A 20,030-nucleotide genomic window follows, 5' to 3' on the forward strand; every position below is an offset into this window, starting at 1 on the left:
TCGCCCCTTACCCTTTCGACAGGGCTGATGATCCAGCCGGTTTTCAGACCCTCAGGGAGCATCCGAATGACTGATTCCAACACAGCAAGCGCCACCCGCTTGTCGCGCACGGTCGCGGAGTCGCCCGGCGCACTGGTCCTGCTGGCGCTGGTGGTGCTGGTGGGTCTCAACCTGCGGCCCTTTCTGACTTCCGTCGGTCCCGTGCTGGAGATCGTGCGCAACGACACCGGCCTTGGCTTCCGGGCTGCCGCGATGCTGACCACATTGCCCTTCGTCCTGATGGGCGTGGTCGCCGGCGCGGGCGTTGGGCTGGCACGGCGTTTCGGCGAGAAGCCCGCCCTGACCGCCGCGCTGCTGTTGCTCGCCGCCGGCTGCACGTCGCGCTTATGGGCAAGCAGCAGCGCAAGCCTGATTACCGGCGCCGGCATCGCCGGTGCGGGGGTGGCGGTCATCCAGGCGCTGATGCCGGGCCTCGCCAAGCGCTGGTTTCCCGATCGGGTGCCGCTCGCGATGGGACTCTACTCGGCGGCGCTGGTCGGCGGCGGAGCATTCGGCGCGGTGGCAAGCCCTTGGCTCGCCGCGCATGGCGGGTGGCATCTTGCCCTCGCCGTGTGGGCCGTGCCGGCACTCGGCACGCTCGCGCTGTGGTTCACGAGTGCGCCGCCCGGCGCAGCCCCGTCCGGCGCCGCGCGGGTCCCGATCGCGGGCTTTTTCGGCAATCTGCGCGCCTGGCAACTCGCGGTGTATTTCGGTCTCGCCAACAGCGGCTATTCAAGCGTGGTCGCGTGGCTGCCATCGTTTTATCGGCAAATCGGCATGAGTTCTCAGGCGAGCGGCAACCTGCTCGCCTGGATGGCGGTGTTCCAGGCGGCGGGAGCGCTGGTGATGCCGATGCTAGTCCGCCGCGCCGTGGACAAGCGCGGGGCCTTGTGGCTGACCCTCGCGCTTCAGGCCGCAGGCTTCGCCGGCTTTGCACTGGTGCCGGCGCTTGCGCCGTGGTTGCTGGTGGCCTGCGCAGGCGTGGGACTGGGCGGCTTCTTCTCGTTGAGCCTGATCGTGACCCTCGACCATCTGCCCGACGCCCAGCGCGCCGGTGCGTTGGCCGCGTTCGTGCAGGGGGTGGGTTTCCTGATCGTCGCAGCCGGCCCCTGGCTGATCGGCTGGCTGCGCGACGTCGGCGGCAGCTTTGCTACTGCATGGACGATGCACCTTGCGGTGGTCTTGGCGATGGGCGCGCTGACCGCCGCGTTCTCGCCGGCCAGCTACCGGCGCAGCATGGAACGCGTGTGAGGGGTATCCCGTGAAATGAACCTGATTGGGTTCAGGCGGGGGCGAATCCGATGTCGTACCCGCCTCGAGCGCGATCACCGGTTATGCAGCGGGGCCGGCTGCTGACCGGCACCATAACAAGGCCGATTTATCTTTTTCAAAATAAGTATTGCTTATCATTGAGCTGGACGTGTGGCGCATGCCGGCAACGACCGCAACCTGCGACGGACGCTGCGATGATCTTCGCTCGCCGCCGGGATTTCGGCAGCGAACCTGGCGCACAAAAAATCTGCGATCATCCCAGGCACTCTTCAACGCTTCTTAACCCCAAAGCGTCCACGCCAACCACCAGCCCGCCTATGTCCAGCCGCCCCACGCTCCTCACCACCGACCGCCTGATCATGCGCCCGCACACGCGCGACGATTTCCTCGAAAGTTATGCGATGTGGTCCGATCCCGAAGTGATTCGCTATATCGGCGGCAAGCCGTTCACGCGCGAAGAAGTCTGGGCGCGCCTGCTGCGCTACGCCGGGCATTGGGCGATGCTGGGATACGGTTACTGGGTGGTGCGGGAAAGGGATAGCGGCCGCTTCCTGGGTGAAGTCGGCTTTGCCGACTACCACCGCGAGATCGAGCCTTCTTTGATGGGCACACCTGAAATCGGCTGGGCGCTCGACCCCGCTGTGCACAACCGCGGCTACGCGACCGAAGCCGTGCGCGCCGCACTCGCCTGGGCCGATGCGCATTGGCCTGACGGCGAGACCGCCTGCATCATCGCGCCGGAAAACCAGCCGTCGCTGCGCGTCGCTCACAAGTGCGGTTACCGTGAGCAGCTTCGCACGACGTACAAAGGCAAGCCGACCATCGTGCTGCGGCGAACGGCAGGCGTTGCCTGAGTCGTCGCGCGGCACGCCGCCTGAAGTTTCGTCAGTCTCTTCAGTCCATGCATGAAGGCTCGGAATCATCGAGCCGGCGCATGCCGACCACCTGGCCAGCTAGCAACCGGCCCGCAACCCGGCTGCCTTATTGGTCGCTTTGGCTCGCCACCGCCCGCTGCTGTGCGATCAGGTCGGCCAGCCGTTCAACCTGCTTGCCCTGCGCATCGAAGTTGCCGGCATCCAGCCAGTGCGCATAGCTCGGCCGCAGCGCGGGCCATTCGCTGTCGATGATCGAAAACCACGCGGTATCGCGATTGCGTTCGCGATACACGATCGCCTGCCGGAAGATCCCTTCGAACGTAAAACCATAGCGCAACGCCGCCGTGCGCGACGGTCCATTCAGCGAATCGCACTTCCATTCGAAGCGGCGATAGCCGAGCTCGTCGAATACATGATTCATCAGCAGGAACATCGCTTCGGTGGCAATGCGTGTGCGCTTCAGACGCGGTGAATAGGTGACGTGCCCGACTTCGATCACGCCGTTCGCACGGTCGATGCGCATCAGCGCGAGCGTGCCGACTGCGTTGCCGGTCGCCAGATCGATGACCGTGTAGTGCAGCGGATCAGGCGATGCGGCCATGCGCGTCAGATGCTCGCGATACGCGGCCAGGCTCTCGAATGGGCCGACCGCCAGATAGGTCCAGTCGCGGCCATCGGGCGCCGAGTTGTAGGCCTCGTACAGGTCCGTCGCGTGGCGTTCTACGTCCACCGGTTCGATCCGGCAGTATTGGCCCACCAGCGGCCGGCCGGGTGACTGGGCGCCTTTCCAGCCCGGCACAGGGGCGCCGATCGGCTGCTCGAAAGCGTTACGTCTGGGTTCCATGTCTGCTCTCCTGTCGATAGTGGGTGACCCCTGCTTATGGAGAACGATACGGCAAACGTGGTATGTTAAAAAGATCCACGAGAACAGCATTTGATAGGTCCAGCCGAGATGATCGAGATCATTGGCCCGCTCGCCAACCGGGCCGCCGCGCCCCCCGTTGGTAGTGGTGAAAAGTCCGCGCCGCTGCAAAAACAACTGATCGAGCGTTTGCAGCAGGCCATCCTCGCGGGGCGTTTGCCGACGGGGTCGCTGCTGCCGTCGTCGCGCTTGCTGGCAGCGGAGATGGGCGTGTCGCGTAATACCGTGATGATCGCGTACGAGCATTTGGCCGCGGTCGGCTACGTGGTTGCCGACAAAAAGGGCACACGTGTGAGCCCGCTCTCCAGTCCGGCGGCACGCGGTGAACCGCAGACACTGCCGGCCGCACCGGAGATCGCGTACGCGGCGCGTGTCGAGCAATTCGCGGCGACGCGCACCCATGCCGACAACACCTTGCCGCTGACACCCGGCACGCCTGCGCTGGACCGCTTTCCGCTAGCTGCCTGGCGGCGCGCGCTCGAACGTTCGATGGAGCGCGCGTTGCCGCTCGCGCTCGGCTACGGCGACCCGGCGGGCGAACCGGCGCTGCGCGACGCGATCGCGGCGCATTTGCGGATGGCGCGGGGCGTACGCTGCGAGGGTTCGCAGGTGGTCATCACCGAAGGCGCGCAGGAAGCGCTGAACCTGTGCGTACGGCTGTTCACCAATCCGCGCGACATCGCGTGGGTTGAAGATCCGGGCTATCGCGGCGCCAAGGCTGCGTTCAATCTCGGCGATCTGGCCATGCTGCCGATGCCGGTCGATCCCGAGGGCATCGCGGTGCCGCCCGACGCGTGGCGGACGCATCCTCCCAAGCTGATCTATACGTCCCCCGCGCATCAATATCCGACCGGTGCGGTGTTGTCGGTGGCGCGCCGGCTGGAGCTGATCGCGCAGGCGCGCCGCTGCGGCGCCTGGCTGATCGAAGACGACTACGACGGCGAATTCCGCCATACCGGCGAGCCGATCGCCAGCATGCAAGGGCTGGTCGAGGACGCGCCGGTTTTGTACGTCGGCTCGTTCAGCAAAACGATGTTTCCGGCGCTGCGTATCGGCTTCGTGGTGCTGCCGCGCGCCATCGCCGCGCACACGGCTGTCGCGTTGCAGGAGATGCTGCGCGGCGGGCATCGTCTGGAGCAACTGGCGCTGGCGCACTTCATTGACAGCGGGGAATTCGGGCGGCATCTGGGCCGCATGCGGCGTTTGTATCGGGAGCGCCAGCAGGCGCTGCGCGATGCGCTCACTGCGCATTTCGCGCCGTCGCAGATTCTGGGCGGCAATTGTGGCATGCATCTGACGCTTCGCTTGCCGCTGCATATTTCCGATCAAACCCTTGCCGAACGCGCGCTCGCCGAGCGGCTCAATCCGCGTGCGCTGTCGGGTTTTGCGTTGCAGCAGCGTGAGGAGGCAAATGGCCTGGTGATCGGCTATGGCAGCACGCCAGACGGGCAACTGGCGCCCGCTGTGCGCGTGTTGGCCGAGTTGGCGCGCGAGATGGCGCGCGAGTCGGGCAACGGGTCGGGCAACGGGTCGGGCAGCGGGTCGAACCGCGGGTCGATAAGGGGGGCGGTGAGCGGGTCGACAAGCGGGTCGACAAGCGGGGCGGCCACGCGGCGTGCCGTGTAAGTTTTTACGTTTGTCCGCGTGACCCATGTCGCGCTATCGTGTTGTTTATGCGCGGCGATTTCGAAGTGCGCGACGTCGACGAATCGCCCGCAGCTCATGCCCAGCGCACCGCTCCGCAGCATCGGGTGGCATGCGGCGCCCACCTGCCGGGCCGCCAACGGGCGCGGGCATGAAGAATGCCTTTGTTGTGGTTACCTATGACGATCTATCTGACCGGAGACGACATGAAGGAAATCGAACCGACCGCCTGGTTTGAGCTTGCTGCCCATACACCCGTCCGTGAAGGCTGGTACGAGGTGCAGTTGACGAGCGGAGACACGGCATTTGCGAAATATGGCGACGGCGTATGGACCGAGAAGCCGTTGCTGGTGTTTACGCACTGGCGCGGCCTCTCCGCCGACCCGTCGAACGCTGCCGACGGCGAGGCAGAATCGATTGGCGCCGAAGCCACCGTGGCTCAGGGCGTGCGCGCCGCATGGAACGCGTTCTTCCCAGGGCTGGGCGAAGAACAGCACAAACCGCTGGATGCCCTGCCCAACGGCAAAGCTCCGCATTGATTGACGGAATGTCTGGGCGGCGGCTTGCCGGCTGCCGCCTGACGATGTCTGCTCGCCCCGGGATTGGCAGGCTCGGGGTGATAGCGGCGAGGCCTGGGGGTAGCGGCTGTCCCGGATGGTTGTCCTCTTCAGTTCCCAGCGTTCACTTCTGCCTCAGCGCTTCGGCCGCCATTCTGCCGATGTCTATGTCGATGTCCGGCGTCTCACCCGTTTCGAGAATCCACGCCGCGGACAAACCCGACCACGCCATCAGCTGCGCGCCGAATCTCTCTTCGGGATCCTGTGCAACTTTTAGCATCGCGGGGACGCCATGCCGGCGCACGGGCAGCAGACGGCTGCTGTGCGTGCGAATCGGCTCACCGTCCGGCAGCAAGTCCCACTTGATCATGTACTCGGTGAACATCGCGCTTCAGGGGGCGAGTGCGGCTGCGTGGATTGCGGCGGTTCGGCCATGCCGCGCGCTATTTCCACCGCTGAGGGTTGCGCAGGCGGTTCTTGCTGCAGATAGACAAGGCGCGCATCGCTGATTACCTGGCTACGTTTCTGTTCGGGGGCAAGCGTATCTCACGTATTGCCATCGGCGAAGGCCGTGAGTGCATCGCCCGCCAGCCGGTAGCGCACCCATTCGCTTTGCGCGCTCGCGCCGATCGATTCATAGAAGCCGATCGCCGGCTCGTTCCAGTCGAGCACGCTCCATTCGAAGCGCCCACAGCCGGCTTCGCACGCAATTTGTGCGAGGTGGCGAAGCATCTGTTTACCCGCGCCGCTGCCGCGCGATGTCGGCGATATGTATAGGTCTTCAAGATAAAGCCCTTGCTTGCCGAGCCACGTCGAATAGGAAAAGAAGTATACGCAGAAGCCGATCGGCTCGCCGTTCATTTCGCAGATCAAAGCCTTCGCGGTAGACGTGGCGGAGAACAGACTCGCTTCGATGTCTTTAACGGTCGCGACGACTTCGTGCTCCGCTTTCTCATACACCGCGAGTTCGGTGACGAAGCGGAGAATCAAGGCGGCGTCGGACGCGTGAGCGGGGCGGATGTGGATCGTCAAGGTAAGGTGCTCGGTCGGTTGGATAGGGGATTGAAGTTTAGCGAAGCCGCGTCGGCTTCGGATCAAGCATCCATCGTATCGGTTTTTCTGCTTGCCACGCGGCCCGCGATGCGTGCGAGCCATTCGGCACCGCGTTCTGCACGACCGATACCAGGCACGCCAGGCCGGACGTTGATATTCAGATCGTGCAAGGGGATCCAGCCAAACCGGGTGGCGTTGGGGAGCGGTCGAGTCCCTCGGTGGCGCACGCGGTGGCTAGTGCGGTGTTTAAGCTGACGGGACGGAGGTTGCGGGATACGCCTTTTGATTTGGAGAATGTGGGGGGCCAGGCGGGTGTTCACGGCAAGGTCAGCGAGAAGGCGAAGGCTTGACCGGGTGAGCGTACGCCCCCTGTCTCACCGGACTACAATCACTTATATGACCCTAATCATGCGTTGACCATGCACCGGCTTCGACGGCGCATTGGCAAGGCGGTCAGCCAACTTCACGGCAGATCAACGGTTTAAGCAGAGCTGATCGCAGCCAGCCACGAGTGGCGTCCCGGCAAAGGAAGGGCGATGCATTGGCAACCAAGCTCCCGCGTGCACTTCAGACGCACCGCAATCACGGTGGCGGTCGTCGTGGGCTGCCTGATCGTCGCCGGGCGCATCACCGGCGTCGCGGTCGACTGGCTGTGGTTTTCTTCAATCGGTTATGTCGACGTTTTCTGGACGGTTATCTCCGCCAAGGCGATCCTGTTTGCCGCCGTGTTCGCAGCGTCGGCGGCCGTCATAGCCGGATCGGGGTTCCTTGCGCATCGTTATGCGAGGCGTCCCGGCAGCTGGCAAGTAGAAGCGGCCCGTCTGTCCGGTACGCCTGAGTTCATCAGCGAACTGGCAGACCAGCTCGCCCCGCGCATTCCCTGGCGCGCCTGCATTGCCGGTAGCGCTATTGTCCTGGGGCTGATCATCGCCGCCGGCGACATCTCCAACTGGGATCTGGTGCTGCGCTTCCTGCGCCAGGTGCCCTATGGCGACCGCGATCCGATCTTCGGCCAGGACATCAGCTTCTATCTGTTCTCACTGCCCGCCAATATTGCGTTCAAGAACTGGCTGCTGCAGTTGCTCTTTTGCAGTGCGATCATTGCAGCCGCGGTCTATGGGGTACGGGGCGACATCACGTTCGAGCGGCCGCCGTGCCGACTCTCGCCCGCTGCCGCTGCTCATGGTTCGGCGCTGCTCGGTGTGTTCTTCGTCCTGAAGGCCTGGTCTTACGCACTCGACCGCTTTCTGCTGCTCTACGGCGACAACGGCGTCGTGGTCGGCGCCGGCTATACCGACATCCACGTCGAGCTCCCGGTCTTATGGGTACTCATTGGCCTCGCCGCCGCAGCAGCCGTCGCGTCGTGGGTCAATATGCGCCGGCTGGACTATCGAATTTCTGCTGCCTCGGTGCTGCTGGTGTTCGGCACCTCGTTCGTATTCGCCCTGATCTACCCGGCGCTGTTCCAGCGCCTCTATGTCAAGCCGAGCGAACTGCAACTGGAGATGCCCTATATCAAGCACAATATCGCGCTAACGCGGATGGCCTATGGCCTCACCCAGATCGCGGTAAAGCCGTTTCCGGCCGAGCAGGAATTGAATCTCGCCTCGCTCGATGCCAATCGCGCAACCATCGGCAACATTCGCCTGTGGGACGTGCAGCCGCTGATGGACACCTACGCGCAGCTGCAGGAGATCAGGACTTACTACAAATTTCTCTCTGTCGACATCGACCGCTACCGGCTCGACGCCGGTTACCGGCAGGTGATGCTGTCGGCCCGCGAACTGGAGCCGTCGATGCTTCCCGCGAACGCCCAGACCTGGGTGAACCTGCACCTGCTGTTCACGCACGGCAACGGCGTCGTGATGTCGCCCGTCACGGAGAAATCGACGGAAGGCTTACCCTCGTTTTATCTGCAGGATATTCCGCCGGTCGCCCACGGTGGGCCGGACATTCACGAGCCGCGTCTGTATTTCGGGGAGGGAGGTGAAGGTTACGTCATCGTAAAAGGCAGCGTCCCCGAATTCGACTACCCCAAGGGCAAGGACAACGCTTACACCACCTACGGCGGGAGAGACGGTATTGCTATCGGCAGCACCGCGCGCCGCAGCCTGTTCGCCTGGCAGTTCGACGATCCGAACATTCTGCTCACCGACTACATCACGAACGCCAGCCGCATCCTGCTGCACCGTAACGTACAGGACCGGGTGCGTACGATCGCGCCGTTCCTCAGGCTCGACCATGATCCCTATCTCGTCACAAGCAACGGGCGCCTTTTCTGGATGCAGGACGCCTATACGACAAGCCGCTGGTTCCCCTACGCCCAGCCGGGTTTCGGCGATGGCGTGAATTACATCCGTAACGCAGTCAAAGTTGTGGTCGACGCGTATAACGGCACGGTCGATTTCTATGTCAGCGATCCTAACGATCCGATCCTGCGAACTTATCAGCGCATCTTCCCGGGTCTGTTCAAATCTCTCGCGACGATGCCGCAAGACCTGCAGCAACATATTCGCTACCCCGAGGATCTGTTCCTGATCCAGGCGCAACTTTATCGGGCCTACCACATGGATGCGCCGGAGGTCTTCTACAATCGCGAGGATCTCTGGCAGTTCCCCCGGGAATTGATCGGCATTGATGGTGGGAATAGTCCCGGCACACCGATGACGCCTTACTACATGATCATGCGGTTGCCCGAGGAACCGCGCGAGGAGTTCGTCCTGATGCTGCCGATGGTGCCAAGCCAGCGCGACAATATGATCGCGTGGCTCGCGGCGCGTTGCGATCCACCCAACTACGGCAAGCTTATCGTCTACGCGTTCCCGAAGGATAAGCTCGTCTATGGACCCTTCCAGATCGAGGCGCGCATCCAGCAGAACACCGAGATATCGCAGCAGATTTCGCTGTGGAACCAGATGGGGTCGCGTGTCATTCGCGGCCATCTTCTCGTCGTACCGATTGAAAACTCCATCCTCTACGTCTCTCCGCTCTACTTGCGTGCCGAGTCGGGTCAGCTACCCGAGTTGAAGCGGGTAATCGCCGCGTATGGGGACCGGGTGGTGATGCAAGAAACCCTGGGCGAAGCGCTGGCGGCGCTCTTCAAGGAACGCGCCCCAATCGCATCGCCGCCTCAGGGCACGGCGGACGCGCGCGCCCGCGAGGCGCTTGCACATTATGACCGTGCAATGGAGCGATTGAAGGCGGGAGACTGGAGTGGTTTCGGTGCGGAACTGGATGCCTTGCGGCCACTGCTCGAGGCGCTAGGTGGGGGGCGTTCGGAGGGGCAAAAGTGACTTGTGTGCGAAAGGCACGGTATGCCGCGCCTTTCGCTGGTTATCCCAACTTGACGAGATTAAGCACCGGCAGCGGCCCGCCCGGGATTTGAACCAGCCGGCCCCCGCCTTCGAGCGAACCCAGGTCGATGCCGAAGAAGCCGAGCCGCTCGATCAGTCCGCTCACTGCCGCTTTCGCATGCGCGTCGTCTTGCGCTGACGCCCGCCGCGGTCAGCAGGAACGTCGCGCTGCTCGAACGCAACCTGGGCGTGCGACTGTTCCAGCGCTCGACGCGCAAGCTCACGCTGACCGAGGCGGGCGAGCGCTTTCTCGTGGAAATTGGCGACAATCTGGACGCGCTGCAGGCAGCGATCGCGTCCGTCTCGACCGATCGCGGCGATCTTGCGGACCTCGACGGCATCGTGATGCGCTCGAGCCGCACCGGCCGCGTGCACCACCGGACGATGCGCAACGCGGCGGGCGGCAAAATGCCTGCGCAGCTTGGCGAGACCATCATGGTCAACGACCCGGCAGCGATGCGCGAGGCTGCGATTCTCGGGCTGGGTGTTGCGCTGCTGACTGTGTCGGACGTGCTGTCGTCGATCGAACGTGGGGAACTCGTGCGATTGCTGCCGCACTGGTACGCGGACGCCGGGGCAATTTCGATCTATTACGCGACGCGAGCGCTGCTGCCGGCGAAAACACGGGTGTTTGTCGATTTCGTTGTCGAGGCGTTCGAGCGGGAGAAGTTGGCTGAAAGGTTTGCGGGAAGCATCGGATGAGTGGTGCCGGGCAGGCAAACAGGCCGAGATTAGCGGCGTTATACTCTGCGAGCGCCCGCCAACACGTGTCATCGCTTCCTGTTCAATGACTGAGTCTGTCCAATTCCAGCAAGTGTCCGAGATACCCGGCCTGGTGCTGAGTACCGCACGCTTCGCGGCTTTCAGTTTCGACCGCCACTTCCACCTTGATTTGCACGTCGGGCTGGTGACGGATGGGGTTCAGCGCCAGAGGGTCAACGGAAAGACTGTCCTGCACGGACCTGGGTCCATCGTTCTGATGCCGCCAGGCGAGATTCACGACGGAATCACTGTGGACGGCAGCCAATCCACGCTCAAGACATTCCGCCTTTCGCAGGAACTCGTCGCAAGCGTGGCGGAAGAGATCAGCGGCTTGCACCGCGAGCCGGAATTCGCAGGAGCCTTGCTTGAAGACCCGCTGCTCGCCGGCCATCTTCTGCGCCTGCACAATGAGATGCGGTGGTGCAACGCCGCGAGCAGTCTTGCAATGCAGGCTGAGTGGCTCACGTTGCTGGAGCGCTTGTTGAGCCAATCGCGCACGATCGTGCCGGAAACGGTCCCGGGCTCGCTTTCGCGCATTCAATGGCAACGCGTCAGAGACTACTGCTTCAGTCATCTCAGCGACAAGATCACGCTCGACGAACTGGCCGGGTTGTGCTCACTCGGCAGATTCCAGTTCCTCAAGCAATTCAAGCAGACCATCGGGATGACGCCCCACGCGTGGCTGCTCCGTCTTCGTCTCGAGCGGGCTTGTGCGCTCCTGTCGCGAAGCTCGCAAGCGATCGCAGCAGTCGCTCAGGAAGTCGGGTTCTACGATCAAAGCCACTTCAACCGCGCTTTCCGGCAGGCATACGGCGTCGCGCCGTCGTGCTACAGGGCGTAAGCCGCGCGGTCGTCGGCAGAGTACGAGGTTCAGCGCTATCTCGCCCCGTGGCTGGGCGACTGATCAATTTTTTACAAGTCCGGCGGCCTCACTCGACATAGGATGCGCCAATCCGGGGGGAAGTTCTCCTCCCGCCGAGTTGAGGATATGACAATGGACAGCAGTAATCGATCACACGGTGCTAGGGCGCCGGCTTTGGGTTTCACGAGCGATAACATCGCAGGCGCGTCGCCAGAGGTAATTGAAGCCATCGCGGCGAGCAGCGCCGGGCAAGCGAGCCCATACGGAGGAGATGATCTTACTGCCCGCGTCGAACGCAAACTGAGCGAAATCTTCGAGCGCGAAGTCGACGTGTTTCTCGTGCCGACCGGCACCGCCGCCAACTCCTTGTGCCTGAGCGCGATGACGCCGCCCTGGGGCAACATCTATTGCCATCCGGCGAGCCATATCAACAACGACGAATGCGGCGCGCCCGTGTGGTACACGAATGGCGCGAAGCTGGTCGGCGTAGAAGGGCAATCGGCGAAGATAGACCCCGCAAGTCTTCATAGCGCGGCTCGCGTGAAGGTGGGCGACGTACATTCGACGCAACCGTCGTGCGCGAGCATCACGCAGGCGACGGAAGAGGGCGGCGTGTACACACTGGCCGAGATCGAAGCGCTGGGGGAGGTCTGCAAGGCATCCTCCATCAAGCTTCATATGGATGGCTCACGATTCGCCAATGCGCTGGTGTCGCTGGACTGTTCGCCCGCGGAGATGACATGGAAGGCCGGGGTCGATGCACTGTCGTTCGGCGCGACCAAGAACGGTGTGTTCGCAGCGGAAGCGATCGTGCTGTTCGATGCATCCCTTGCGCCCGAAATGGGCTACCGTCGCAAGCGCGCGGGCCATCTGTTCTCGAAGATGCGCTTTCTTTCGGCGCAGATCGACGCGTACTTGACCGACGATCTCTGGTTGCGCAACGCACGCCAGGCCAACGACGCTGCGCAGCGCCTGACCCGAGGACTTGCGGGGTTGAGCGGCGTCGAAGTGCTTGGCGCGACTGAGGCCAACATCGTCTTTTGTCGATTGCCTTCCGCGATGATCGAATCACTACATCAGGCGGGATTCGAGTTTTATCACGATCGTTGGGGACCAAACGTTGTCCGGTTCGTGACTTCCTTCTCTACCACGGTTGAGGATGTCGACAACCTGCTGACACATGTGACGCGCGCCGCCGTCACTCATCGATCCGGCAATTGACGGCAGGAGACGTTGCATGCTCGCGCCGATCGACGTCAGCATGGTCCTGGATGCGCACGGAATCTCGACAACAGGCCTATTTCGGCTTGCTAACTCGTACTCGTCAAAGCGACGATAAAGTCAAGAAATACCCTTGTCCTGGCCGGCACGTGATGCCGCGATGGATGGTACGCATAGAGCGGGAAGCGCTCATCCGGCCAGTCTGGGAACAGGTTGACGAGCTGTCCTTCCCGGATCAGGTGCTCGGCGCCGAGCAGAAGCATCTGCGCGACGCCGGACCCGGCCAGGCACGCGTTGAGGAGTGCGCTCGGATCATTCACCGTAAGCCGTCCATTCGTTTCGACAACAAGCTTTTTGCGCTTGCGATGAAACGCCCACGGATACGGCTTTCCGGTTTCCGGGTTCCGGAACTCGAGACACCTATGCGCACCGCACCCCAGCTCTTGAGGCTCCGCTGGCCGCCCCCGGCGAGCGAGGTACGAGGGCGATGCGACGGTGACAACCGTGGTGTCAAGGAGCTTTCGCGCAACCAGACTGGATGAGCGAGGTTCGCCAAATCGCAGGGCCAGATCGAAGCCGTCCATGATGAGGTCGCCGAGCTGATCTCTCGCAATGAACTCGAGTTCAAGTTCAGGATGCACATCCATGAATTCGTCGAGCTTCGGGCCCAGAATAATTCGCGAAACAACCGGATCAAGATTGATTCGCAGCTTCCCGCGCACCGTCGCGACGCCTCCTGCCGCGGCGACGGCCGCTTCCTCCATTCCCCTTAAGTGCGGCATGACCTGCTCGTAGAACCGTCGGCCCTCTTCAGTGAGGGAAACGGCGCGGGTCGTCCGATTGAAGAGCCGTATTTTCAGCCGCTTTTCGAGTCGAGCGATTGCCCGGCTAACCCCCGGTGGCGACATACCCATCAATTCGGAGGCGGCTGCGAACGTCCCCGCATCGACGACGGCAGCAAATACGCCGATACCGCTGGAGAGATTCTCGCTGGGCGATCTCATAGGGCCTGCACAGTGCGTCAAAAACCGCACTATGACTCATTGGTAACTATCCGTCATTTCACAAGTGTCATTCGTGTCATTTAGTTTCTTGTCGCGTTTACCCACAATGCATCCCAACAGGACGTTTCAACCTCAGTTCGTTCCAATTTCCAAGGAGTAGGAGATGACCGTTCAACTCACTCGCCGTGACCTGTTGAAGCGAGCGTCCGGCTTCCTGGCCGTCGACAACGGCACCGTAGCTGGTGTGGCAGCCGGGGAGTTTGAACGGAGTTTGTATCAGGGCTTGCAGCGAGCCTGAGCGAATAGCGAGCTGTGATGTACCGATGAAATATTGAAAGACGCTTATTTATGCAAGGAGAAGCAAACATGTACGCGATAACAGGAATAACAGGGAAGGTCGGTGGCGCTATGGCCCGCACGCTGCTCGCGGCAGGTCAGTCAGTACGCGCGGTGGTGCGCGATGCCGCTCGGGCACGTTCATGGGCTGAGCGCGGGTGTGAAGTCGTGACAGCCGACATGGACGATGCGGCGTCCCTGACCGCCGCTTTCGAGGGCACGCACGGCGTCTTCATTCTGCCGCCGTCCGAGTTCGATCCGTCGCCGGGCTTTCCCGAGGCACGGGCTGTCATTGACGCCGTGCGCGGGGCGCTTCAGTCGGCAGCACCTGGCAAGGTTGTCTGCCTGTCGACGATCGGCGCGCAGGCCACCGAGACCAATCTGCTCACGCAACGTACGCTGATGGAGCAGGCGCTTCGCGATTTACCGATGCCCGTGACATTCCTGCGTCCCGGCTGGTTCATGGAAAACGCCGCATGGGACGTTGCGCCGGCCCGGGACATGGGAGTGATCCCCAGCTTTCTGCAACCACTCGACAAGGCTGTGCCGATGGTCGCGACCGCGGACGTTGGTCGCATTGCCGCACAACTCCTTCAACAAACCTGGCGCGGCGTGCGTGTCGTCGAGCTCGAGGGGCCGCAACGTGTGAGCCCGAACGATCTGGCCGAGGCATTTGCCCAGGTGCTCGGTCGTCCGGTTCGTGCGGAGGTGGTGCCGCGCGAAACATGGGACGCGCTGTTCCGGTCACAAGGTATGAAGGAACCATTGCCGCGCATCCGCATGCTCGACGGGTTCAATGAAGGCTGGATCGCCTTCGAAGGCGATCCAGCCGACATCGTCAAGGGCGAAGTGGACCTGGAAGCCGTTCTGCGAGGCCTCGTCTCGCAGGCGGCCTAACGCGGGCATACCCGGCGACGCGCACGCCCGACCAACTGACCGCTAAGCCAGAAAACAGCCGATCGAATCCAACCAGGTCCGCTGGCTCAGGTATGCTGAGCGCTTTTGGGTAGGTTCCGCTCAAGGGGAGAACATGCGGCGCGTCGTATTCAATCAGAAAGGTGGTGTAGGCAAATCGACCATTGTTTGTAACCTGGCGGCAATCAGCGCCAGCGAAGGCATCCGCACACTGGTCATCGACCTGGATGCTCAGGCGAATTCAAGCCAGTACCTGCTCGGCTCGCAGGCCGGCGAGGCCAGCCCCACCGTCGCCGGCTTCTTTGAAACCGCGCTAACGTTCAGCTTCAGGCCTGTAGAAGTCACGTCGTTCATTCATCCGACGCCATTTGAGAACCTCGACGTCATGCCCGCTCATCCTGATCTGGACACGTTGCATGGCAAGCTGGAATCCCGTTACAAGATCTACAAGTTGCGTGACGCGCTGAACGAGCTCGACATGTATGACGCGATTTATATCGACACGCCGCCTGCGTTGAACTTCTATACACGCTCCGCGCTGATCGCGGCCGAGCGTTGCCTGATTCCGTTCGACTGCGATGACTTTTCCCGTCGCGCGCTTTACACGTTGATGGAGAACGTGAAGGAGATCCAGCAGGATCATAACGTCGCGCTTGAAGTGGAAGGCATTGTCATCAACCAGTTTCAGCCTCGCGCGAGCCTGCCCCAAAAGCTGGTCGATGAACTTGTCAGTGAGGGCTTGCCGGTGCTGGCTTCAAAGCTGTCTTCGTCCGTGAGGATCCGCGAATCGCATCAGCAGGCAACCCCCCTCATTCATCTCGATCCGGGACACAAACTTTCGCAAGAATATCGAGCCTTGCATCGTGAATTGGCTGAATAAGGGGGCAGCGGACGGCCGCCCTTGGCCGATTGCATTATTCAACAGCTGCGGGTGAATCGTTGAATCTGCGTCTCTGTCGATGCGGTCCCCGTCCGTGCCATGCTGGCGCGAATACGGCACAATGATCAAACCCACGGGTGCCTGCACCGCAAGTGTGAAGGTGCGCATCACTCGCCAGCGTATGGTCGGAAAAATCGCCCGACACAGTGGTGCGAACATAGCAGCCGGAGTAACGTCCGGCCGCCCGTGGCATGCCGCTCTACGAGCAATCGGAACCGAGTGACCATTGCTCGCGGCGGACGGAGCGTCAGTTCACGTCTCGACAACGGACGACGGAGTGCAACTGTTGGCAAGCAACTTATCGCGCACCGGCCGTTCGACATCGGGCCGCGAATCGTCGACAATCCCGTACGCGAAAGTGGACCACACACGACGCGTGCGGTCCGCACTGTAAGATCGAGCCGTTTTATCGTGCGGCGAATTAACTGACCGGGATCGCGCGCGGTCAGGACTGCAAAGCCCGCATCCAGCCCCATCACACTGCCTGCGCCGAATTGGCGTGGATCCGTTTCACTGAGACTGCCAGACGGACCTGAGACTTGCCGTCTCCTCAATCAGGTCAAATCCCAGATATCCGATGACTGCCTTCGGCAGCGGTTCAAAAATCCGAGCGTTCGGATGAAATTTACGTAAGTCCCACTAGATAAAGGCATTACCTCATGCAAACCGAAAGCTTCATTCCTGGCAAGGATGCATCGCTGGAATTTTCCATTGCCACCATGCAGCAGAAGCTGGCGGCGCGCGGCTTTTTCCTCGAAGAAAGCTCGTGGCTCAATCCGGCCGAGAACATCTGGTCATGCCACATGCGCGACAAGGCATGTCCGATGCTGTTCACCAACGGCAAGGGCGCCTCGGAACTGGCTGCCCGTGCCAGCGCGATCGGCGAATTCATCGAGCGTTTGGGTTGCCACTATTTCTGGACGCACTTTTATCTTGGCGAGACCCGGGCCAACCGTCCCTTTGTTCACTATCCGCAGGAACGCTGGTTCGCTCCCACCGAAGATGGTGCTTGGCCGGCGGAATTGCTGAACCCCGAGTTGCACGCGTTCTACAACCCGGACAGCGATATCGACGGATCGGTGATTGTCGATTTGAACTCCGGCAACGTGGATCGTGGCATTTGCGCTTTGCCCTACACCCGTCTGCGAGACGGTACGACGACATGGATCCCGGTGAATATCATCGGCAACCTGTATGTCAGCAACGGCATGTCGGCGGGCAATACCAAACTCGAAGCGCGGACCCAGGCGTTGTCCGAGATTTTCGAGCGCCAGGTCAAGTACCGCATCATCAGCGAAGGCCTGTGCCTTCCCGACGTGCCGGAAGAAGTGATTGCGCGTTACCCGGGGATTGCCGCTGGTGTGAAATCGCTGCGTGACGCGGGCTTCGGCATCCTCGTGAAGGACGCGTCGCTGGGCGGCCGCTATCCGGTGATGAACGTGACCTTGCTGCATCCGAAGGATCAAGGCGTGTTTCCGAGCTTCGGCGCGCATCCGCGTTTCGAAATCGCACTGGAACGCGCGTTGACTGAGTTGCTGCAAGGCCGCTCGCTCGAATCGCTGGAAGATTTTCCGGAGCCCGGCTTCGACATGGACGAGATTTCGGCTGTGGCGAATCTGGAGATTCACTTCGTCGATTCGAGCGGTGTGGTGAGCTGGAATTTCCTGAGCGACAAACCCGACTATGACTTCGCGGACTGGAATTTCAGCTCGACGACGCAGGAAGATTATGACTGGCTGTGTGCGTGCATCGCCGAGGAAGGCAAAGATGTCTACGTCGCCGACTTCGAAGAACTCGACGCCTACGCCTGCCGGATTCTCGTACCGGGTATGTCGGAGATCTACCCGGTCGAAGATCTGCAATGGGAAAACAACAGCGTGGGCAACGACATCCGCCCGGCGTTGGTCCGCCTGAACGATCTTAGCGACGAGGAGTGCCGCACGCTGCTTGACGATCTGCAGACCATGAATCTCGGCGATGAACGCCCTCTCTGGGAAATTCTCGGTCTCGCCGTACCGCTCGGAACAGCGTGGAAAGAACTGCGCATCGGCGAACTCAAGACCTTGTTGGCGCTCGCGATCGGCGACGTGGAGGTGGCGCGCGAAGGCTGCGACTGGATTCACCATTACCGCCAGATGAATCAGGGGCGCTGGCTGGTTTACCGTTGCGTCGAGGCGCTGCTTAATCTCGACGAGCCGGCTAATTTCACCCATTCGCTGACCTTGCTTTATGGCGCGGAAACGCTAAGGCAAGCGCGAGCGCTGGTGGATCGCAAGGAGCGTTTCTTTGGTCTCGCTACGCTCGGCGTGGATTTTGAGGGAAGCGCCATGCACAGCAACCTGCTCGCGGCTTACGACAAGCTTTTTGCTTCGACAGCCGGGGCTTGATCAAGCGCGCCCGTCGCGTCCTCGGGCGTCGAGGACCGGTGTCGTAACCGGTGCCTCCTATCGTCCAAGGACGTGGTATCGACGTCCTCGCCATCCACACACTCGAGGCAAGAACCGATTCCGGCAAATGACCGCGTGCGACTAGGCCAACAATTTCATGGCAGCGTCGATGAGGTCGCCTCTCAGATCGTCCGACTCCGCTATCAAACCGGTGACGTACGCACCGTTGATGAGCAGTGCTAGCTGAGACGCGGTACGGTTGGGATCACTGACGCCCAGCCTGGCAACAATGGTTGCAAGCCTTGCCCGCATTTCCTCCTTGTTGTTTCGGGCGATAAGCCTGCCTGGATAGTTGCCGTCGGGAAACTCCGCCACCAGGTTAAGAAACGGGCAGCCACGAAAGGCGGGGTGAGCAATCCGCTTCGCGATTCCGGATAGCAGCGCGTCCAGCGAAGCGCGCGGGTCCTCAGCGTGCTTCTCTTCAACGTTATCCCACCACGCCCAGAACAACCGATCTTTCTCGGCGGCGAAAGCGGCGATCAAAGCGTCCTTGGAGTCGAATACGCGATAGAGGCTCGTCTTCGATACCCCGGATCGTTCGACGACCGTGTCCACACCGATGGCACGTATGCCCTCGCGGTAGAACAACTCGCTTGCCGTCGCGAGGATACGCTCGCGTGCGCTCACTTCGCCCTTTGGCGGGGCTCCCCGCCGGGGCCGGGCTCCTGCCTTCATAGCCGCAAACTCCTTTGATTCGGATTTTTCAGGTTGACAAAGTAACAGATCGGTACCTAGTATGAAAGTTACGTACAGGTCTGTTACTTTAAAGGATATACCAATGCGCGTGATCGAAGCGGAAACCTTTTTGGGCTATGACAGGTTACGGCAGATTGAATTACCAAAGCCGCAACCGGCGAAGGACCGGGTGCTGGTTCGCGTGACGGCCGCCGGCGTCACGCCGCTCGAATACACGGTCCTGTCGGGTGGGCATCCTCGAGCCAAGGCGCCGCTGGTGCTTGGCAATGAGGGTGTCGGTGTCATCGAGGACGCAGGCGACTCAGGGCTAGAGGTGGGAAGCCGCGTGATGTTTACCGGGCCCTACGGCGTTGGTGAGAATGGCACATGGCAGGAATGGCTGCTGGTGAGGCCGGAACATCTGGCGTCGCCTGACGCGATCGGGGACGTCGTCGCGGCCAGCCTTCCGGTGGCCTATCTGACGGCACAGATCACGCTGACGCAGGCCGGGTTCAAGCCGGGCATGACGGTGCTGGCTCCGGGAATCGGCGGGTCGGTCGGCAACGCGACCTATCAGCTTGCGCGGGCGCAGGGCGCCGGCAAGGTAATCTCCACGGCCGGCAGCGCGGCCAAGGCCGCTAGAGCGCGCGAACTTGGCTTCGAGGACGTGATCGACCTCACCGCGGAAGGTCTTGCCGACGGCGTTCGTCGGATAACGGCCGGCAAGGGCGTCGATATCGTCATCGAGAGCATCGGCGGCACGGTGACGAGTGAGGCATTGAGCAGCCTGGGTCTCGGCGGTGTCCTGATCACGCTGGGCTATTCCGCAGGACGCAAAACCACGATCGATGTCACTGACCTGATCTGGAAGCGTGCGCGGATGGCTGGCTTCTCTTTGTTTGCCCAGTCACCGGCCACAATCGCCACTGCGTGGCAGGACATCGTCCCGTTAGTGCTAAGCGGAAAGGTCAAGCCGATCGTCGAGCGGATCTACCCCCTCGCCGAAGCGGGCGAAGCCTTGCGCCACCTGATAGAGGATCGGCCGTTTGGCAAAGTCATTTTGACGATGTGACCTCTGCCCACTATGCTGCACAAGGGCGCCCGGCCATTTTTTGGCAGCTGACCGGCAGCCCAGAAGCGCTGCCAACCGGAA

The 20,030-nt window shown here is 61.9% G+C and carries 19 protein-coding genes and 1 pseudogene; 14 read left to right on the forward strand and 6 right to left on the reverse strand.

Features of this window, described 5'->3' with window-relative positions:
- The first annotated feature begins 66 nt into the window (after positions 1-66).
- A complete protein-coding gene (locus P3T22_RS01325) occupies positions 67-1,290 on the forward strand; it encodes a cyanate transporter (protein ID WP_429324002.1) in 1,224 nt (407 codons plus the stop codon).
- Between the two features lie 338 nt (positions 1,291-1,628).
- Positions 1,629-2,165 carry a GNAT family N-acetyltransferase gene (locus P3T22_RS01330; protein ID WP_429324003.1) on the forward strand — a complete coding sequence of 179 codons (537 nt, stop codon included), beginning with the start codon at positions 1,629-1,631 and terminating at the stop codon, positions 2,163-2,165.
- 127 nt (positions 2,166-2,292) lie between these two features.
- Here P3T22_RS01330 and P3T22_RS01335 read toward each other — a convergent pair whose 3' ends face one another.
- Positions 2,293-3,030, reverse strand: coding sequence for a GNAT family N-acetyltransferase (locus tag P3T22_RS01335; protein ID WP_429324004.1), 738 nt, complete (start codon positions 3,028-3,030; stop codon positions 2,293-2,295).
- Positions 3,031-3,138: 108 nt separating this feature from the next.
- On the opposite strand from P3T22_RS01335, the gene P3T22_RS01340 reads away from it, so the two are divergent.
- Together P3T22_RS01340 and P3T22_RS01345 are read left to right on the forward strand one after the other, a co-directional pair.
- Entirely contained in the window at positions 3,139-4,734 is a 1,596-nt protein-coding gene (locus tag P3T22_RS01340; RefSeq protein ID WP_429324005.1) for a PLP-dependent aminotransferase family protein, read from the forward strand.
- Positions 4,735-4,958: 224 nt separating this feature from the next.
- Positions 4,959-5,291 carry a hypothetical protein gene (locus P3T22_RS01345; protein WP_429324006.1) on the forward strand — a complete coding sequence of 111 codons (333 nt, stop codon included), beginning with the start codon at positions 4,959-4,961 and terminating at the stop codon, positions 5,289-5,291.
- 142 nt (positions 5,292-5,433) lie between these two features.
- On the opposite strand, the gene P3T22_RS01350 is transcribed toward P3T22_RS01345, so the two are convergent.
- Together P3T22_RS01350 and P3T22_RS01355 are read right to left on the reverse strand one after the other, a co-directional pair.
- Entirely contained in the window at positions 5,434-5,694 is a 261-nt protein-coding gene (locus P3T22_RS01350; RefSeq protein ID WP_429324007.1) for an aminoglycoside phosphotransferase family protein, read from the reverse strand.
- A 161-nt stretch (positions 5,695-5,855) separates the two neighbouring features.
- Positions 5,856-6,341: an N-acetyltransferase family protein gene (locus P3T22_RS01355; protein WP_429324008.1), complete on the reverse strand. Its 486-nt coding sequence runs from the start codon at positions 6,339-6,341 to the stop codon at positions 5,856-5,858.
- A 164-nt stretch (positions 6,342-6,505) separates the two neighbouring features.
- Here P3T22_RS01355 and P3T22_RS01360 point away from each other — a divergent pair.
- Together P3T22_RS01360 and P3T22_RS01365 are read left to right on the forward strand one after the other, a co-directional pair.
- Positions 6,506-6,712: pseudogene (locus P3T22_RS01360) on the forward strand (hypothetical protein); the annotation flags it as partial.
- A 186-nt stretch (positions 6,713-6,898) separates the two neighbouring features.
- On the forward strand, positions 6,899-9,655 hold the full coding sequence (locus tag P3T22_RS01365; protein ID WP_429324009.1) for a UPF0182 family protein: 2,757 nt from the start codon (positions 6,899-6,901) through the stop codon (positions 9,653-9,655).
- Between the two features lie 40 nt (positions 9,656-9,695).
- Here P3T22_RS01365 and P3T22_RS01370 read toward each other — a convergent pair whose 3' ends face one another.
- Positions 9,696-9,821: a hypothetical protein gene (locus P3T22_RS01370; protein WP_256390493.1), complete on the reverse strand. Its 126-nt coding sequence runs from the start codon at positions 9,819-9,821 to the stop codon at positions 9,696-9,698.
- Between the two features lie 29 nt (positions 9,822-9,850).
- On the opposite strand from P3T22_RS01370, the gene P3T22_RS01375 reads away from it, so the two are divergent.
- The 3 genes from P3T22_RS01375 (at position 9,851) to P3T22_RS01385 (ending at position 12,560) form a co-directional block, all read left to right on the forward strand.
- Positions 9,851-10,417: a LysR substrate-binding domain-containing protein gene (locus P3T22_RS01375; protein WP_429324164.1), complete on the forward strand. Its 567-nt coding sequence runs from the start codon at positions 9,851-9,853 to the stop codon at positions 10,415-10,417.
- 85 nt (positions 10,418-10,502) lie between these two features.
- Positions 10,503-11,318, forward strand: coding sequence for a helix-turn-helix transcriptional regulator (locus tag P3T22_RS01380; RefSeq protein WP_063500435.1), 816 nt, complete (start codon positions 10,503-10,505; stop codon positions 11,316-11,318).
- Positions 11,319-11,471: 153 nt separating this feature from the next.
- Entirely contained in the window at positions 11,472-12,560 is a 1,089-nt protein-coding gene (locus tag P3T22_RS01385) for a threonine aldolase family protein (protein WP_429324010.1), read from the forward strand.
- 89 nt (positions 12,561-12,649) lie between these two features.
- Here P3T22_RS01385 and P3T22_RS01390 read toward each other — a convergent pair whose 3' ends face one another.
- Complete coding sequence (locus P3T22_RS01390) at positions 12,650-13,564, reverse strand: LysR substrate-binding domain-containing protein (protein ID WP_429324011.1); 915 nt, start codon at positions 13,562-13,564, stop codon at positions 12,650-12,652.
- 163 nt (positions 13,565-13,727) lie between these two features.
- On the opposite strand from P3T22_RS01390, the gene P3T22_RS01395 reads away from it, so the two are divergent.
- The 4 genes from P3T22_RS01395 to ycaO all read left to right on the forward strand — a co-directional run bounded on the left by P3T22_RS01395 (position 13,728) and on the right by ycaO (position 18,142).
- Positions 13,728-13,862: a hypothetical protein gene (locus P3T22_RS01395; RefSeq protein WP_429324012.1), complete on the forward strand. Its 135-nt coding sequence runs from the start codon at positions 13,728-13,730 to the stop codon at positions 13,860-13,862.
- Between the two features lie 68 nt (positions 13,863-13,930).
- A complete protein-coding gene (locus P3T22_RS01400) occupies positions 13,931-14,797 on the forward strand; it encodes an NmrA family NAD(P)-binding protein (protein WP_429324013.1) in 867 nt (288 codons plus the stop codon).
- 133 nt (positions 14,798-14,930) lie between these two features.
- Positions 14,931-15,695 (forward strand): ParA family protein, encoded by a 765-nt coding sequence (locus P3T22_RS01405; RefSeq protein ID WP_063500431.1) that lies wholly within the window; start codon positions 14,931-14,933, stop codon positions 15,693-15,695.
- Positions 15,696-16,414: 719 nt separating this feature from the next.
- Positions 16,415-18,142 (forward strand): 30S ribosomal protein S12 methylthiotransferase accessory factor YcaO, encoded by a 1,728-nt coding sequence (gene ycaO / locus P3T22_RS01410; RefSeq protein WP_063500430.1) that lies wholly within the window; start codon positions 16,415-16,417, stop codon positions 18,140-18,142.
- Positions 18,143-18,283: 141 nt separating this feature from the next.
- On the opposite strand, the gene P3T22_RS01415 is transcribed toward ycaO, so the two are convergent.
- A complete protein-coding gene (locus P3T22_RS01415) occupies positions 18,284-18,877 on the reverse strand; it encodes a TetR/AcrR family transcriptional regulator (RefSeq protein ID WP_429324014.1) in 594 nt (197 codons plus the stop codon).
- A 103-nt stretch (positions 18,878-18,980) separates the two neighbouring features.
- On the opposite strand from P3T22_RS01415, the gene P3T22_RS01420 reads away from it, so the two are divergent.
- A complete protein-coding gene (locus P3T22_RS01420; RefSeq protein WP_429324015.1) occupies positions 18,981-19,949 on the forward strand; it encodes a quinone oxidoreductase family protein in 969 nt (322 codons plus the stop codon).
- Positions 19,950-20,030: the final 81 nt, after the last annotated feature.

Source organism: Paraburkholderia sp. GAS348, from assembly GCF_050434205.1.
Lineage (GTDB): Bacteria > Pseudomonadota > Gammaproteobacteria > Burkholderiales > Burkholderiaceae > Paraburkholderia.